Source organism: Oceanobacillus sp. MO10714A, assembly GCF_037072045.1.
In the GTDB taxonomy this organism is placed as follows: domain Bacteria; phylum Bacillota; class Bacilli; order Bacillales; family Amphibacillaceae; genus Oceanobacillus; species Oceanobacillus indicireducens.
Window position 1 is genome coordinate 263,484 of the sequence record NZ_JAXHDC010000001.1, and the last position, 15,685, is coordinate 279,168.

The 15,685-nt window shown below is 39.8% G+C and carries 17 protein-coding genes; 13 read left to right on the plus strand and 4 right to left on the minus strand.

Annotation, left to right across the window (positions count from 1 at the left end; translation table 11 throughout):
* The first annotated feature begins 185 nt into the window (after positions 1–185).
* Positions 186–1,310 carry a M20/M25/M40 family metallo-hydrolase gene (locus tag SPD53_RS01455; RefSeq protein WP_336251452.1) on the plus strand — a complete coding sequence of 375 codons (1,125 nt, stop codon included), beginning with the start codon at positions 186–188 and terminating at the stop codon, positions 1,308–1,310.
* A gap of 109 nt (positions 1,311–1,419) precedes the next feature.
* Positions 1,420–2,676, plus strand: coding sequence for a DNA polymerase IV (locus SPD53_RS01460; RefSeq protein ID WP_442946169.1), 1,257 nt, complete (start codon positions 1,420–1,422; stop codon positions 2,674–2,676).
* Between the two features lie 62 nt (positions 2,677–2,738).
* Here the strand turns inward: SPD53_RS01460 and SPD53_RS01465 are convergent, their stop codons facing one another.
* From SPD53_RS01465 to SPD53_RS01480, 4 genes are all read right to left on the minus strand, one after another.
* Positions 2,739–4,109: an aldehyde dehydrogenase gene (locus SPD53_RS01465; RefSeq protein ID WP_156855944.1), complete on the minus strand. Its 1,371-nt coding sequence runs from the start codon at positions 4,107–4,109 to the stop codon at positions 2,739–2,741.
* A 33-nt stretch (positions 4,110–4,142) separates the two neighbouring features.
* Positions 4,143–5,060 (minus strand): ribonuclease Z, encoded by a 918-nt coding sequence (gene rnz, locus SPD53_RS01470; protein ID WP_156855943.1) that lies wholly within the window; start codon positions 5,058–5,060, stop codon positions 4,143–4,145.
* A 550-nt stretch (positions 5,061–5,610) separates the two neighbouring features.
* Positions 5,611–6,351: a glycerophosphodiester phosphodiesterase gene (locus SPD53_RS01475; protein WP_442946170.1), complete on the minus strand. Its 741-nt coding sequence runs from the start codon at positions 6,349–6,351 to the stop codon at positions 5,611–5,613.
* 20 nt (positions 6,352–6,371) lie between these two features.
* Entirely contained in the window at positions 6,372–7,292 is a 921-nt protein-coding gene (locus SPD53_RS01480) for an aldo/keto reductase (protein ID WP_156855941.1), read from the minus strand.
* Positions 7,293–7,425: 133 nt separating this feature from the next.
* Between SPD53_RS01480 and SPD53_RS01485 the strand changes: the two genes are divergently transcribed.
* The 11 genes from SPD53_RS01485 to SPD53_RS01535 all read left to right on the plus strand — a co-directional run bounded on the left by SPD53_RS01485 (position 7,426) and on the right by SPD53_RS01535 (position 15,653).
* Positions 7,426–7,971, plus strand: a complete 546-nt coding sequence (locus SPD53_RS01485; RefSeq protein ID WP_156855940.1) for an NUDIX hydrolase — start codon at positions 7,426–7,428, stop codon at positions 7,969–7,971.
* Positions 7,971–9,155 (plus strand): endonuclease Q family protein, encoded by a 1,185-nt coding sequence (locus tag SPD53_RS01490; RefSeq protein WP_336251453.1) that lies wholly within the window; start codon positions 7,971–7,973, stop codon positions 9,153–9,155. The genes SPD53_RS01485 and SPD53_RS01490 overlap by 1 nt, the downstream gene beginning before the upstream one ends.
* Positions 9,156–9,250: 95 nt before the next feature.
* Positions 9,251–9,889, plus strand: coding sequence for a stage II sporulation protein M (spoIIM, locus tag SPD53_RS01495; protein ID WP_336251454.1), 639 nt, complete (start codon positions 9,251–9,253; stop codon positions 9,887–9,889).
* 109 nt (positions 9,890–9,998) lie between these two features.
* Positions 9,999–10,454 carry a ferric iron uptake transcriptional regulator gene (gene fur / locus SPD53_RS01500; protein ID WP_156855937.1) on the plus strand — a complete coding sequence of 152 codons (456 nt, stop codon included), beginning with the start codon at positions 9,999–10,001 and terminating at the stop codon, positions 10,452–10,454.
* A 158-nt stretch (positions 10,455–10,612) separates the two neighbouring features.
* Entirely contained in the window at positions 10,613–11,503 is an 891-nt protein-coding gene (gene xerD, locus SPD53_RS01505) for a site-specific tyrosine recombinase XerD (protein ID WP_156855936.1), read from the plus strand.
* Between the two features lie 108 nt (positions 11,504–11,611).
* Positions 11,612–12,793: a D-alanyl-D-alanine carboxypeptidase family protein gene (locus SPD53_RS01510; RefSeq protein ID WP_188856793.1), complete on the plus strand. Its 1,182-nt coding sequence runs from the start codon at positions 11,612–11,614 to the stop codon at positions 12,791–12,793.
* A gap of 102 nt (positions 12,794–12,895) precedes the next feature.
* Positions 12,896–13,249 (plus strand): anti-sigma F factor antagonist, encoded by a 354-nt coding sequence (gene spoIIAA, locus SPD53_RS01515; protein ID WP_229782628.1) that lies wholly within the window; start codon positions 12,896–12,898, stop codon positions 13,247–13,249.
* Complete coding sequence (gene spoIIAB / locus SPD53_RS01520; RefSeq protein WP_156855933.1) at positions 13,246–13,686, plus strand: anti-sigma F factor; 441 nt, start codon at positions 13,246–13,248, stop codon at positions 13,684–13,686. Before spoIIAA ends, spoIIAB begins: the two co-directional genes overlap by 4 nt.
* 11 nt (positions 13,687–13,697) lie before the next feature.
* Complete coding sequence (gene sigF / locus SPD53_RS01525) at positions 13,698–14,453, plus strand: RNA polymerase sporulation sigma factor SigF (RefSeq protein ID WP_336251455.1); 756 nt, start codon at positions 13,698–13,700, stop codon at positions 14,451–14,453.
* A gap of 176 nt (positions 14,454–14,629) precedes the next feature.
* A complete protein-coding gene (locus SPD53_RS01530) occupies positions 14,630–15,238 on the plus strand; it encodes a stage V sporulation protein AA (RefSeq protein ID WP_188856792.1) in 609 nt (202 codons plus the stop codon).
* Complete coding sequence (locus tag SPD53_RS01535; RefSeq protein WP_188856791.1) at positions 15,225–15,653, plus strand: stage V sporulation protein AB; 429 nt, start codon at positions 15,225–15,227, stop codon at positions 15,651–15,653. Before SPD53_RS01530 ends, SPD53_RS01535 begins: the two co-directional genes overlap by 14 nt.
* The last annotated feature ends 32 nt before the right edge of the window (positions 15,654–15,685 follow it).

The following is a 15,685-nucleotide window of genomic DNA, read 5'->3' on the forward strand; positions in this document are numbered from 1 at the left end:
GGTGGCTTGCTTTTGCTTTTCTCATATCTCACCAGCTTATTCCGGTACGGAGAGCTCTCGCAATCTCGAGTTTCGGCGCATAGTACGTTAGGGGCGAATTTGCCAAGGCCACCCTACTACTTAGCCGACCTTGCTTCTTTTTGAACACACACTATAATTTAATAAGAGTAATTGGAGGTTAAATAATGGTCACAGTAAATGAAACAAGATTAGTAGAGGAATTCCTTGAGCTCGTTCAAGTGGATTCAGAAACAAAATATGAAGCAGAAATTGCAGCTTTACTGAAAAAGAAATTCACTGAACTTGGGGTTGAAGTGAAAGAAGACAATGCAAAGGAAAAGACTGGTCACGGTGCAGGAAATTTAATCTGTACACTAAAAGGGACCAAATCGGATGGCGATACTATTTATTTTACTTCCCATATGGACACCGTTGTACCAGGGAAAAATATCCAGCCAGTAATAGAAGACGGCTATATTAAGTCTGACGGTACTACCATTCTTGGCGCAGATGATAAAGCTGGCCTTGCAGCAATTTTAGAAATGATTCGTTTATTAAAAGAAGAAAATGTGGAGCATGGAGATATTCAATTTATTATTACAGTCGGAGAAGAATCTGGTCTAGTAGGTGCTAAAGCATTAGACGCTTCTCTTATTCACGCTGATTACGGTTACGCAATTGACAGTAATGGTGATGTTGGTGACATTATTGTCGCAGCGCCGAATCAGGCGAAGATCTTCGCAACCGTTAAAGGGAAAACTGCGCACGCTGGAGTCGAGCCGGAAAAAGGTGTTTCTGCGATTACGATTGCGGCCAAAGCAGTATCTAAGATGCCGCTTGGAAGGATCGATGAAGAAACAACGGCAAATATCGGTCGTTTTGAAGGGGGACAACAAACGAATATCGTTGCAGATCATGTAGATATTATTGCAGAAGCTCGTTCCTTAGACAAAAAGAAACTCGATAAACAAACAGCAGCAATGAAAGAAGCGTTTAAACACGCAGCGAGTGAACTTGGCGGTGAAGCGGAAGTAGAAATAAAGCTCATGTATCCCGGCTACAAACAAGAAAGTGGAGACCAAGTCGTTGAAGTGGCAAGAAGAGCCGCGAAATCGATTGGTAGAGAAAGTAAACTGCTGAAAAGCGGTGGTGGCAGTGATGCCAATATTATCGCTGGTTTCGGAATTCCAACCGTGAACCTTGCAGTAGGTTATGAAGAAATCCATACGACGAAAGAAAGAATCTCCATAGACAATTTGATTAAAATTACAGAACTAATTACAGCAATTGTTATGGAAACAACAAAGTAATGATAAATTAAACCATTATAATAGGCATCCAGGGTCTGATTCAGACCTAATGGATGCTTTTTCTATGATATAATAGAGAGTGACAACCAATCAGTAGAGGGTGGTTAACATGTCTACGCTGAAGCCAACAGGGAGAAGAAGAGTAATTTTTCACATAGACATGAATAGTTTTTATGCATCTGTTGAAATGGCCTTCAATCCGGACCTGAAAGGAAAACCTGTCGCTATTGCAGGAAACCCTGAAGAACGAAAAGGGATTATTGTAACGAGCAGTTATGAGGCAAGGGCAAAAGGAGTTCGGACAACTATGACGGTTTGGCAAGCGAAGAAACTTTGCCCAGAACTTATCATCTTGAAGCCGAATTTTGAACGGTACCGGGCTGCTTCAAGTGAAATCTTCCGGATGATGTCTGAAATTACCCCACTTGTTCAGCCTGTATCGATTGATGAAGGCTACATAGATGTGACGGACGTGGAGGGTCAAGGTACTCCTATAGAGATTGCTCGAAATTTACAAAAGCGGATATTAAATGAACTAGATTTGCCATGCAGTATCGGTATTGCCCCGAACAAATTCTTAGCAAAGATGGGTTCAGACCTCAAGAAACCCCTTGGTATAACCATTATCCGAAAAAGGGAGTTGCCCGAAACGTTGTGGCCACTTCCCATTGATGAAATGTATGGTGTGGGGGAAAAGACGGCGGAAAAATTAAAAGCGATTAAAATTCATACGATTAAAGATTTGGCGGAAGCAGATGTTTATGAGTTACGGCAATTGCTTGGCATCAACGGGGAGCGATTGATCAATCGTGCAAACGGCATTGATAATCGGGAAGTCGACCCCGATGCGATTTTTGATTTCAAAAGTATCGGCAATTCACAAACTTTACCATACGACACAACGAACCTTCAAGAGATTCACTACTTGCTTGATAAGCTTTCTGAGAAGGTCATTAGCCGCATGAAGCGAAAGGAAGTCGTGGGGAAAAGTGTGCAAGTTATGATTCGTTATCATGACCGGAAGACGGTTACGCGTAGCAGGAAATTGGATACATATATCGATGAGAAGGCGGATCTCCTGCCAATAGCGGTTGAGTTATTCGAGCAGCATTGGAATGAGCAACCCATCCGGCTATTAGGAGTGACCGCTCAACATCTAGAAGATAAGCGTAATGTTGGGGAGCAGCTTGATTTATTTACGTATGAAGACGCGGTGAAAAAAGAGAAGTTAAAGCAGACGGTAAACCAACTTGCAGATAAATTTGGCGAGGACACATTTAAGGCATTACCTAATAAAGAAGACAATGATTCCAATGAATTCAGAACAAGCTTTCAAAAAGACTTCCTCGATGACTTTAAAAAATAAACGAAATCCGCAGCCCCGATTCCTTTGCACTGCGGATTTTTGGTAGCTTATTTAGTTACCGTTTATTTCATGATTCTTTTCACAACTGAAGTGTTTAGCTTGCTTCCTGGGTAACGGAACGGGAAGTCGAATTTGGTTGTTTGTTTAAGGATGCCTTTTTGGTGGGTAAATGTGTCAAAGCCGTATTGACCGTGATAGGCTCCCATTCCACTTTGGCCAACACCGCCAAACGGCAAGAACGGATTGCCTAAATGATAGACAGCATCATTGATGGCCCCACCACCAAAGGAAATAAACTCAATGACCTGCTGTTGAATTTTTTCATTTTCTCCAAAGTAATAGAGAGCTAGCGGCTTTTCTTGTCGCTTGATTGTATACAAGGCATCTTCAATATTGGAAAAGGAAAGAACAGGGAGAAGTGGCCCGAAAATTTCTTCTTGCATAATTGGATCATCCCAGGTCACTTTATCCATCACAGTCGGCTCGATTAAACGCGTGTCAGGCGCAAAACCTCCGCCATGAATAACTTTTTCCTGATCAATAAAATTTACTAACCGGTTGAAATGTTTCTCATTAATTATTTTTGTATAATCCTCATTGTATAACGGATGCTTTCCAAATAAGGCTTTAATCTGTTTCACGAGTGCTTTCATAAATTTAAATTTGACGTCATCATGAACATAGAGATAGTCCGGGGCTACACACGTTTGTCCCGCATTGGTGAATTTCGCCCATGTTATTCGTTTAGCTGCAAGATTAACATTGGCGTCAGAATCAATAATTGCTGGACTCTTTCCGCCTAATTCAAGCGTGATCGGTGTTAAATGTTCACTTGCGGCTCTCATTACTATTTTTCCAACGTTCGCACTACCGGTGAAGAAGATATAATCAAACCTTTCTTTCAGAAGTGCTTCTGTTGTTTCTACACCACCTTCAACAACGTCAATTAAAGAAGGGTCAAACGTATCTTGTATGAGCGCACGTAGCAATTGGGATGTTGCTATTGCATGTTCGGATGGTTTAATAATGACACAGTTTCCAGCTGCAAGAGCCGCAATTGCGGGTGCGAGTGCAAGATGTAATGGATAATTCCATGGCGATATAACTAGTACAACCCCGTATGGTTCTTTCATTATATAGGATTTCGATCCTTTATGTGATAATGGGGACGGGACTTTTTCCGGAGTCATCCACGTTTTTAAATTTTTCAATGTAAAATCAATCTCGGAATATAAGAAGCCTAATTCTGTCACAAAGGCTTCATGTTTTGATTTATTTAAATCTTGTTTTAAAGCGTAATAAATCTCTGTTTCATTTTCTTTGAGCATTTTCCTTAATTTTAATAAACTTTCTTTGCGGTATTCAAAATCAGTGGTGTTCCCATGGATAAAGAAGGTTCGCTGATTTTCTATTAATTCTTGGATACGATTCATTTTTTCTCTCTCCTACTGTGTAACCCTCATTCATTACCTAATTTGATGATGATAAAAATCGTTTGCAAGCTCTGTGTCTCGAAAAACTTCTCGAGCTTCCTTTAATAAATCCTCATAATCTGCTAACTGGTAACGTGACGAAATATGAGTCATGATTAATTGTTTTACGTTCCCTTCTTTCGCTAGGGTTGCGGCTTGCTTCGTTGTACTGTGAAAGTATTGAAAAGCTAAATCTTCCTGCTCCGCGTTAAAGGTGGCTTCATAAATGAGCACATCAGACCGTTCAACAAAAGAAGTAAAACTTTCCCGATAACGGGTATCTCCCATAATCGTAATGATTTTCCCAGGTTTATCTGGGCCGAGGAAATCTTTGCGATAGAGTATACCATAGTCTTTCGTATTAATATATTCATTACTTTTAATTTTACCGTATAACGGTCCCGCTGGTATTCCTTTTGCTTGTAATTTGTCTACAAGTAACTCCCCAGGGGAGTCTTTTTCGACAATTCGATAACCGAAGCTCGGGATTCCATGATCCAGTTCTTTTACATAAATTGTATAGTTGTCTTCTTTAATAACCGTCCCATCTTTAATTTCTTTAATCGTTATCGGATAGTTCAAATGGGATTTGCTGATTCGCAGTGCTGTTACGATATAATCACGTAAACCCTGTGGCCCGTAAATTGTGACAGCATCATCTCCTCCTTGGAAGGAGCGGCTACTTAACAGGCCAGGGAGACCGAAAATATGGTCGCCATGTAAATGGGTAATGAATATTTTATTTATTTTCCTCGGTTTAATCGAAGTGTGTAAGATTTGGTGCTGGGTTGCTTCTCCGCAATCAAATAACCAGATTTGATTCTCTTCTTGCAGAAGGTGTAGGGCAATAGCCGACACGTTCCTGCTTTTCGATGGAAGACCTGCGCCAGTACCAAGAAATGTAATTTCCATGCGATTTCCTCCGAAACAAATAGTTTACTTATTAATCCAACTTCCGTATTCTTAGACAGCTAGGTATACCTTTACTTTCAGCGTAAGTGCAACTTTCTACTTTCTCCTGGGGGTCCGCAGTCCAGACACCTCTCGCTTTCCGCAGGCGGCTGGTGAGCCTCCTCGGGCTGTCGCCCTGCGGGGTCTCACCTAGGCCTATCCTCCTGCTGGAGTCTCGAGGTGTCTGGACTGCTCCGAGGAAAGGCCTGACTTAGAACACTATTATTTAACAGGTACGATGTTTGCTCATTGGGAGGAGATAATTTCCATTCAAAGTAATCATCCCTACCAGTTCAGTTGCCCGGTGGACGGTGACTCCTGCGGGAATAGCACGAGTCCGGAGACCCCTTAGTGCTCAGCCTGAGGTAGACTAAGTTCGCCATGTCCTGTGCGTCGAGGCTTCGGCTGTGCCCGCGGAAAGCATTCGTCCACCGGGCAACTGAACGGCGATTAGAGCGCTAAATTAAATAAACGAGCAAAATACTTACGCTGAACGAAGGTGATAGATGGTTTATTTAAAATTATTCCGGATGTGATGTGCTTTATCCGGGACGTCGGTAATGATGCCGGAACAAGCGAGTTTTAGGCATTTTTTTATTAAGATCGTCCGATTTACAGTATAAACCCGAAGTTGTATGTTTGCAGCTTTACATGCCCTAACTAAGGATGGGGTGAGTAAGGTATGTTTAACATGCAGAGAGCTTGCTCCTAATTCCTTGGCATACCCCACAAGATTAGGATGTTTCCTTGAACGGAGCAGGGCAACGTCTAATGTCTGATCAAGTTGCCTCATCCGTTTGACGCTTTCCGGGTTAAAACTCGATATCGTCGTATGCTTCTTAACATTATAGTTCCGTATTGCGTCAAGAACTTTAATTTCAATTTCTTCATAGGCTATCTTATTATTTTTCAGTTCTAAGTTTAAGTGTAACGGCTTATCACATGCCCACTCTAAGAATTGATCAAGTGTCAATATGCGGGTACCTTTGAACTTAGGTGCAAAATAAGCGCCAGCGTCCAAATTCAGTAGTTCTTCTAATCGATGATCTATAATAAAACCTCTTCCATTCGTCGTTCGCCGGACGTCTTCATCATGAATCAGAACGGGGATGCCATCTTTTGTTAATTGTACATCGGTTTCAATTCCTTCCGCCTCCATCTGATAGGCGAGCTCGAAAGCGGGCATCGTATTTTCCGGGGCATAGTTACTTGCTCCGCGGTGAGCGAATATCATCGTCTGCAAGTGATCCATCCTTTCGAAACATTGTAGGTTTAGACCCGATGCTGCTCATAGATATTTCGTTTTGTTTGTTCTTTTAATTTTTCATACATTTCTTCAGATAATCCAGTAGTTAAATCAACCTTGGTATTTTCTATGACTTGCTCTGTCGTACTCGCACCAAAGGTAATTGTTGTCACGGCAGGGTGTTGTAAGACATATTTTAAAGCCAATTCGTTCATTGGCATACCTTCAGAGAGTGCGGCAATATTTTCAACTGTTTGCAGCAGCTCGGTCTGGTTATAATCGAGAAAACCTTTTGCAGCTTTCTTCGTAATATTTTCTTTATAATATGTACTCAGCATCCCTTTCGCTAGTGGCCCTCTTGCTACTGCACTAATATTATTATCATCCAGCTGCTTTAATACACTTTCTTCCGGCCGGCGGTCAAGCAAGCTGTATTGCAGCATGACACCATCGATGGAAGATTTTCTCACATATGCATCAATTACATTAGGACGGATGGAGGAGATACCGTAAGCTCGGATTAATCCTGCTTTTTTCAGTTCTTCCATTGCTTCAATCGTTTCGTCTATTGGATCCTCCATCGTTCCGCCATGAAGCATGAAGAAGTCAATATAATCGGTCTGGAGTCGTTTTAAGCTTTCTTTTGCAGCCTGCATGATATATTCTTTAGACGGGTCCCAGAACCAATCCTTCGTTTCTTTTGAAAAGTGGTTTCCAGCTTTCGTAGTGAGAATCACATCTTGTCTTCTATCTTTAATAATTTCTCCGATAATTTCTTCATTTAATCCGAAATCATATAAATCAGCTGTATCGAGATGATTAATCCCTTGTGCTAATGCGGTACTGATAATTTCTTTTGCTTTATTTTTGTCTTGTCCAAGGGACATACAACCGAGGGTAAGCTCGGATACATAAATATCTGATTTCCCTAATTGATTCATTTTCATGTCTTGCACCTCACTAGTTTCAAGTTAACTCTATTATAAGGAAGATTCGTGACATACGCCAATCAGTTACTAGTTTTAATAATTAAATATATGATAAAATGGTGAGACATACAAGGAAATAAAGGAGATTATAATGAAAAATTTTGAAGAAAAAACAATTCATACAGAAAAAATATATGAAGGAAAGATAATTGATCTGCAAGTCGATGATGTCGTTTTACCAGATGGTGAAAAAGCAAAAAGGGAGATTGTCAAACATCCTGGTGCAGTGGCAATTATACCGATTACAAAGGATAAAAAAATCGTATTTGTGAAACAATATCGTAAACCGCTTGAAAAAACATTAGTAGAGATACCGGCAGGGAAATTGGATGATAATGAACAACCACTTGCAGCAGCGATACGCGAGCTGGAGGAAGAGACGGGTTATACGACGAAAGAACTGAATTTCGTCACATCTTTTTATACATCACCTGGCTTTGCAGATGAACTTATCTATATTTACATTACGGATACATTGGAAAAGTTGGAGACACCAGTTCAAGGAGATGACGATGAGTTTATCGAAATCATTGAATTGACACTGGATGAAGCGAAGCAGTACGTCGAAGAAGAAAAGATTCATGATGCGAAAACAAATTATGCCATTCTCTACTTACACGCTCTTGGGAGGATGTAATGAACTTATCATCGTATTTTGTAGATTTGCATATTCATATCGGCAGGGATTACCATAATCGACCGGTGAAGATTACAGGAGCAAAGACACTTACCTTATCCAATATTCTAAAGGAAGCAGATGAAAAGAAGGGATTGGATATGGTTGGTGTGATCGATTGCCACGCCCCTGCCGTACAAGCTGAAATTCAGGAATTGATCGATACGAAGCAGGCTAAAGAATTGAAAGATGGTGGAATCCAGTTCAAACAAGTGACATTGATTCTAGGCTCAGAGATCGAAATCTATGATGAAAATTGTAAAGGACCGATCCATGTGCTTTGTTTTTTCCCGACTCTAGCAAGTATGAGCGCCTTTACAGCTTGGCTAAGGGAACGGATGACAAATATTAACCTCAGCTCCCAAAGGTATTATGGTTCCGCAAAGGATTTACAGTATAAAGTAAAAGAGTTATCCGGCTTGTTTATTCCGGCCCATATATTCACCCCATTTAAGAGTTTATACGGAAAAGGGGTGCAGCAGTCACTCCGGGAAGTATTAGATGACTCATTAATTGATGCAGTCGAGCTAGGTCTTAGTTCGGACACGTATATGGTTGACGGGATTGATGAGCTTAATCCTTATACATTTTTAACGAATTCTGATGCCCATTCATTAGGGAAGATGGCGAGGGAATATCAGGAAGTGCTTATGAAAACACCGAGTTTTAAGGAGCTTTACTATGCAATCCATCACGTCAAAGGAAGAAAAATAGTTCGTAATTATGGAATGAATCCACTTCTTGGAAAATATTATCATACGGTTTGTAAAAAATGTTTACACCCTGCGCCTAAAAATGAACCGTGCAGTAACTGCGGCTCCCTACAGCGGATAAATGGTGTGAAGGAACGGATTGATATGTTAAAAACGAATGAATATTCTCGTGAACGTCCAACCTATGTACACCAAGTTCCGCTTGACTTCATCCCTTCCTTAGGTGCGAAAACGTACGCAAAACTATTAAAAGCATTCGGTACAGAAATGAATATCATTCACCGGGTGAGTAAAGAAGAATTGGAAGAAGTCGTCCCTGCTAAACTGGCCGAGATGATATTAGCAAACCGGAATGGAGAATTGCAAATAGCAGCAGGTGGTGGCGGTAAATATGGTAAAGTTGTTGCCAGTGAAACAGATTCCAGCAATTAAACTCTCTTCTTTTTCAAGGGTGAATCTAGTAATAAGTTCTATTTAATTATAGACCCTCATAGCATAATTATAGAAATATGCGAAGGAGGGTCCACATGCAAGAATTTAAATTACGGTTCGCCAACCATATACGAACTTACGCTATCATCTATTTATTCATGTGCATTTTGCTGTTAACGGGAATCATCTTCGGTGCGCTCCTCGTTAACAGCATGAATTTTATCCAGAAACAGGACTTGTTTTTTTATTTGGAACGTTTTTTCAATCATACGATAGACGAACAAGATGTGGACCGCTTTATGGTATGGAAAGATAGCTTTTATTTTCACTTGAAATATCTTTTGTTATTATTTGTACTGGGTCTTTCTGTGATTGGCTTGCCGGTTATTTGGATTTTATTGTTCATTAAAGGCTTAGTCATTGGATTCTCTGTTGGTTTCATCGTTAATCAGCTAGGTTCAGAAGGTCTTTTGTTTTCAACTTTAACGATAGCCCCACATAATTTAATTGCCATCCCAATCTATATATTTGCCGGCACAATGGCGATGATCTTTGCGCTTTTCAGTTTACGGAAAATATTTTCGAGAAGAAATGTTGATTCGCTTTGGCAACCATTTGTCAATTACATCGTCATATTCTCAATCCTGATTATCGTATCAATCGGCGCATCCTTCGTTGAAGTTTATATTTCCGGTGGTTTGATGGAGGCGCTAATCAAATCATTTTACTTATAATCGAACCTTCTTTATAATTATTATTAATATAAAGTGATAGACTATACTTTGACACGCTTACGAATGGTGCCTATAATAAAGTTGGGATTATGAGGGAGGCGAACAGGGAATGGAACATCGGATTGAACAAATTAAAAAACAACTCCATGCACAGAATTATAAATTGACACCGCAACGAGAAGCAACCGTTCGGGTATTAATAGAAAGAGAAGAAGATCATCTAAGTGCGGAGGATGTTTATTTATTAGTTAAAGAAAAATCGCCTGAAATTGGTTTAGCGACTGTCTACCGAACATTGGAGTTATTATCTGAACTGAAGATTGTCGATAAAATAAATTTTGGAGATGGTGTCTCTCGCTATGATCTTCGTAAAGAAGGCGCTAAACATTTTCATCACCATCTAGTTTGTATTGAATGCGGCTCTGTTGAAGAAATTGTTAATGATCTATTAGAAGATGTTGAAAAAATTGTTGAAAATGATTTCGGTTTCCAGGTGATGGATCATCGTTTGACGTTTCATGGAATTTGCAAACAATGCCAGGAATCAGTAGTGAAAGTACAATAACAATGCAAAGAACGGCTTTGTCCAAAAACGGGATGAAGCTTTTTTTGTGTATAAGAAACTCAAGTAAATGCTGCGGTCTAACTCCATATATTCGGTCAGACTGTCATTTACATTTGAGCTGAAAAAGGGTAAATTAGACAATATAGGGGATGAGAACGATGTTACATAATGAACTGGAAGATTTTTTGCATTTTTTACAGATTGAAAGGGGTCTAGCGGAAAATACGCTGACCTCCTACAAGCGAGATTTAAAAAATTATATAAAACATTTGGAGAAAGAAGCAGCTAAAACGAACTGGAAAGAAGTTTCACGTAACGATATTATACAGTTTCTCTATCATCTAAAGGATAACGGGAAATCAACTGCGACCATTTCCCGGCATATTTCCTCTATCCGTTCACTCCATCAATTTTTAGTCAGGGAGCAAATCGTCGCACAAGATGCTAGCCTCCATATTGAAAAGCCGAAGAACGACCGCACGTTACCAGACGTCTTAGCGCAAGAGGAAATTGATAAGCTTCTTGAAATAAATGATGACACCCCGCTAGAATTACGAACGAAAGCGATGCTCGAATTATTGTATGCAACAGGTTTACGGGTGACGGAAATGATTGAACTGAAAACAAATGATCTGCATCTTATGATGGGATTTGTGCAATGCTTCGGCAAAGGATCTAAAGAACGTATCGTTCCATTGGGAAATACAGCAATCCATGCGATTGAAGACTATTTAGAAAACGCTAGACCGAAGCTTGTTAAAGGACAAAGTACGCAAACACTTTTCGTCAACCAGCATGGAAGACCGTTATCACGACAAGGATTTTGGAAAATCCTCAAGAAAAAAGCACTAGAAGCTGGTATTAAGAAAAATATAACACCACATACTTTACGCCACTCCTTTGCCACCCATTTGCTCGAAAATGGCGCTGATTTACGGATCGTCCAAGAAATGCTTGGTCACGAGGACATCTCCACCACGCAAATCTATACACATGTTACGAAGAAAAGACTGAAAGATATGTACAAAGCATATCATCCAAGAGCTTAACTAAACGCATTAAGCCCTTATTCCATTCAAATGAATAAGGGTTTTTTACTGTATAAAACCCTCCAAATTGGGCATCCTAGTTCCATACTATATTTTGGAGGTAAATCTATGAATAAAAGCAGTATTCTTCTAACAGTTATCTCGTTTTTACTATTTACTAGTTTCACCCCACTACTTGCAGTTCATGCAGCTTCAAAGGAGGAAAATCAGCCGGAACTCGCGGAGGATGCCAAGTCAGCAATCTTGATTGAACAGGACACTGGCACCATTTTATTTAATAAGAATCCTCATGAAAAATTACCACCCGCAAGTATGACGAAAATCATGACTCTTTTATTAATCATGGAAGCGATCGATGAAGGGTCCTTATCACTCGATGAGAAGGTGCGTGTGAGTGAAAATGCTGCGTCTATGGGTGGATCGCAAATTTTCCTTGAGGCAGGGGAGGAAATGTCGGTTACAGATCTTTTGAAAGGTATTGCAATAGCATCAGCAAACGATGCGAGTGTAGCACTTGCTGAACGGATTGCGGGAAGTGAGCAAGCTTTTGTGAAAGCGATGAATGAAAAAGCGAAATCCCTAGGTCTAGAAAATACCAACTTCCAAAACACTTCCGGACTACCAGCAGATGATCATTACAGCACAGCTTATGATATGGCAATGATGGCACGCGAACTGCTAAAATACGAAAAAATCACAGAATTTACTTCGATTTATGAGGACTACTTACGGAAAGATACTGATAAGGAATTCTGGCTTGTCAATACAAACAAACTCGTCCGTTTTTACCCTGAAGTAGATGGATTAAAAACAGGGTACACGAGTGAAGCGAAATATTGTTTGACTGCAACTGCCAAAAAGGATGACATGCGAGTTGTTGCTGTCGTTTTAGGATACGAGAGCTCGAAAGCGAGAAATGCTGCTGTTTCCTCAATGCTTGATTATGCATTTAATCAATTTGAAACGGAAAGGCTCTATGAAGAAGGCGAGGTCATTACCGAAATTACTACGTTAAAAGGTGACAGAAAAAAAACAAATATCATTACTGCATCCCCGATAAGCACGATTCATACGAAGGGTCAAAAGCTTGAAGATTTAACAACAGAATATGAATTGATGGACGATATCAGTCTTCCAATTGAACAAGGGGACAGAATTGGAACACTTTTGATTAAAAATGGTGAAGAAATTATAATCGAATCCCCGCTGACCGTAGAACACCCAATTCATAAGGCATCTTTTTTCACCTTAATGAAACGGTCTTTACAGGAAGTGGCTGTTTTTGAATAAGGGTCGAATAAACGGTTATTCTGACTAGTTTTGTCATCATGCAGGAATTAGACGAAGGAATAAAGAAACATAGATTAAGGAATTAAAGAGGAGGAGATTAATTTGGGATTACAATCCTTATTTTCCGTGAAGGAGGATGTACTAATTGTCAGACTGACGGGAGAACTGGACCATCATACAGCTGAAACGCTTCGAAAAGAGTGGAAAGACATGCTTTATAGTCGTCCTGTAAAACATGTTATTTTAAACTTGGGTGGAATCTCATTCATGGATAGTTCTGGTTTAGGCGTTATTTTAGGCAGATATAAAGAAGTATTACAGCTTGGTGGTGAAATGGTCGTTTGTTCTGTTACACCAGCGATTAATCGCTTGTTTGAAATGGCTGGGTTATTTAAAATTATCCGTCTTGCTGAAAATGAGGAAAATGCTTTGGAAACCTTGGGGGTGGCATCATGAAAAATAGTATGCAATTGGAATTTTTGAGTGTTAGTGAGAATGAAGCCTTTGCGAGAGTAGCTGTTGCAGCATTCATCGCTCCATTAGATCCTACGGTTGAGGAAATGACAGAAATGAAGACCGTTGTTTCTGAAGCGGTAACCAATGCGATTATTCATGGTTACCAGAATGAACCTCATCATTTCATTAAAATCTTTTGTTCAATAGAGGATAATGAAGTTAAACTTAGAATTGAAGACAAAGGATTAGGTATTGACGATATTGAAGAAGCCCGTGAACCGCTCTATACATCCAAACCAGAACTAGAGCGCTCAGGTATGGGTTTTACGATTATGGAAAACTTTATGGATAAAGTAGAGATTGTTTCCCGTCCCGGTGAAGGTACGACGGTAGAGATGTCAAAGCAATTAATAAATAATAAAACGGTTTATAATTAGGATGAAAGCCAATGGATCTTAATACAAAACCAAAGTCAAATAAGCATAAGCTTACGAATGAGGAAGTTAAAGAACTACTTTTCCAAAGCCAAAATGGCAATAAAGAAGCAAGGGATTTCTTGGTGGAGCAGAATGTTCGGCTTGTTTGGTCCGTCGTGCAACGCTTTATCAATCGGGGGTATGATCCGGACGATTTATTCCAAATCGGCAGTATCGGTTTAATCAAATCCATCGATAAATTCGATTTAACCTATGACGTACGTTTTTCCACTTACGCCGTCCCGATGATTATCGGTGAAATTCAGCGGTTCATTCGAGATGACGGGAGCGTAAAGGTGAGTCGGACGTTAAAGGAAGCAGGGAATAAAATACGGAGAGCGAAGGATGCCTTGACGAAGGAACTGGGCAGATCCCCTTCTGTAAGTGAACTTGCGCAGGAGTTGGATCTTTCCGTAGAAGAAATCATTCATGCTGAAGAAGCTGCAAGAACACCGCAATCAATACATGAAACGGTTTTTGAAAATGATGGTGATCCGATTACATTGCTAGATCAGATTTCAACGGAGGATACGAAGTGGTTTGAGAAAATTTCCTTGGAAGAAGCGATTCAGCATTTAGATGAAAGAGAGCGATTAATTGTTTATTTGCGGTATTATAAAGACCAGACCCAGACGGAAGTAGCAGAACGTCTAGGAATCTCCCAAGTCCAAGTATCACGAATTGAAAAAAAGCTCTTACAAGAGATAAAAGAATACTTAGGAATCTAAACATACCCCCAGCATGGATATCGGGATCCTTGCTGGGGGTATTTCTGTTCGCCCCTGCGGAAAGTGTTGTATATTTCTGTAACGATAGAATATATTTCTGAAATTGTTTTTTGGAGGATAAAATTCAATCGAAATACTCATACTAAGCAAAATGCTCGGTAAAGGTTGATGATGTTATGGTTCATACGGTCTATTTGCGAATGAAGCGTAATGTGGATGTAAATGAAAATAAGCAGCTGCATCTCAGAGATATTGCCCATATAGCAGCACCTTTTGCGATTAAAGAGAACCTTGAAAATAAACCAATTTACCGCATCAGTGATAAAGACCTCAACATCCTTGTCATTGACGTATTTCTCATTATTAAAGAACTTATAAAAGAATTCCCTGAACTGGATATCCAATCAGTTGGACCGGATCAAACGGTCATCCGGATAGAAAAGAAAAAGAAAAAAGCAAATTTGTTTATTGCAGTATTAATCTGGTTGCTTTTATTTATTGGTACAGCAATGACTATCATGAACTTTCATTATGATGTCAGCATGCAGGAAGTTCAACAGAAGCTCCACTATATATTAACCGGTGAAGAAAATGAATTTCCATTATGGATTCAAATCCCTTATTCCCTTGGTCTCGGTCTCGGGACTTTATTGTTTTTCAACCATTGGTTCAATAAACGGTTTAACGAAGAGCCTAGTCCTCTTGAGATCGAAATCTCAAATTATCAAACTGAACTCAATCAGTATTTAGTGATGCATGAGAATGAGCTCGATGAAAGAAATTAGTCTGAATCTCGCGCAAGCGTTCATCGGTTTTGGTGGTGGCATTACGGTTGGTGCTGGTTTTGTTGCCTTTATTACAGTATTAAGGATCATTCCGCGCCTCATTCAGCTAAGTAAAAGCGAAGCATTTATTAAAATATATACAGCAAGTATTATATTAGGTTTATTATTTGGAACTTTTCTCACCTTCTTTAACGGCAGTTGGCAGGAGCCGGTTATACTGCTCGTATTATGGGGGTTATTGCATGGGATTTTTAATGGGATGCTCGCAGCGGCACTTACAGAAATACTGAATGTGTTTCCTATTTTGCTGAAGCGAGTAAAATTGGATAGTTTTTTACTTTGGTTATTAATGGCGATTATGTTCGGTAAAATTATTGGCTCACTTTTTCAATGGCTATATTTCGTAACGGTTTAGATTCGTACTAAACGAGAATTCGGAGTGAACGG

Excerpts from the sequence above, each read along its gene's own strand:
- SPD53_RS01455 (WP_336251452.1), top strand. The coding sequence starts at position 186 with ATGGTCACAGTAAATGAAACAAGATTAGTAGAGGAATTCCTTGAGCTC.
- SPD53_RS01460 (WP_442946169.1), top strand. The coding sequence starts at position 1,420 with ATGTCTACGCTGAAGCCAACAGGGAGAAGAAGAGTAATTTTTCACATA.
- SPD53_RS01465 (WP_156855944.1), bottom strand. The coding sequence starts at position 4,109 with ATGAATCGTATCCAAGAATTAATAGAAAATCAGCGAACCTTCTTTATC.
- rnz (WP_156855943.1), bottom strand. The coding sequence starts at position 5,060 with ATGGAAATTACATTTCTTGGTACTGGCGCAGGTCTTCCATCGAAAAGC.
- SPD53_RS01475 (WP_442946170.1), bottom strand. The coding sequence starts at position 6,351 with ATGGATCACTTGCAGACGATGATATTCGCTCACCGCGGAGCAAGTAAC.
- SPD53_RS01480 (WP_156855941.1), bottom strand. The coding sequence starts at position 7,292 with ATGAAAATGAATCAATTAGGGAAATCAGATATTTATGTATCCGAGCTT.
- SPD53_RS01485 (WP_156855940.1), top strand. The coding sequence starts at position 7,426 with ATGAAAAATTTTGAAGAAAAAACAATTCATACAGAAAAAATATATGAA.
- SPD53_RS01490 (WP_336251453.1), top strand. The coding sequence starts at position 7,971 with ATGAACTTATCATCGTATTTTGTAGATTTGCATATTCATATCGGCAGG.
- spoIIM (WP_336251454.1), top strand. The coding sequence starts at position 9,251 with ATGCAAGAATTTAAATTACGGTTCGCCAACCATATACGAACTTACGCT.
- fur (WP_156855937.1), top strand. The coding sequence starts at position 9,999 with ATGGAACATCGGATTGAACAAATTAAAAAACAACTCCATGCACAGAAT.
- xerD (WP_156855936.1), top strand. The coding sequence starts at position 10,613 with ATGTTACATAATGAACTGGAAGATTTTTTGCATTTTTTACAGATTGAA.
- SPD53_RS01510 (WP_188856793.1), top strand. The coding sequence starts at position 11,612 with ATGAATAAAAGCAGTATTCTTCTAACAGTTATCTCGTTTTTACTATTT.
- spoIIAB (WP_156855933.1), top strand. The coding sequence starts at position 13,246 with ATGAAAAATAGTATGCAATTGGAATTTTTGAGTGTTAGTGAGAATGAA.
- sigF (WP_336251455.1), top strand. The coding sequence starts at position 13,698 with ATGGATCTTAATACAAAACCAAAGTCAAATAAGCATAAGCTTACGAAT.
- SPD53_RS01530 (WP_188856792.1), top strand. The coding sequence starts at position 14,630 with ATGGTTCATACGGTCTATTTGCGAATGAAGCGTAATGTGGATGTAAAT.
- SPD53_RS01535 (WP_188856791.1), top strand. The coding sequence starts at position 15,225 with ATGAAAGAAATTAGTCTGAATCTCGCGCAAGCGTTCATCGGTTTTGGT.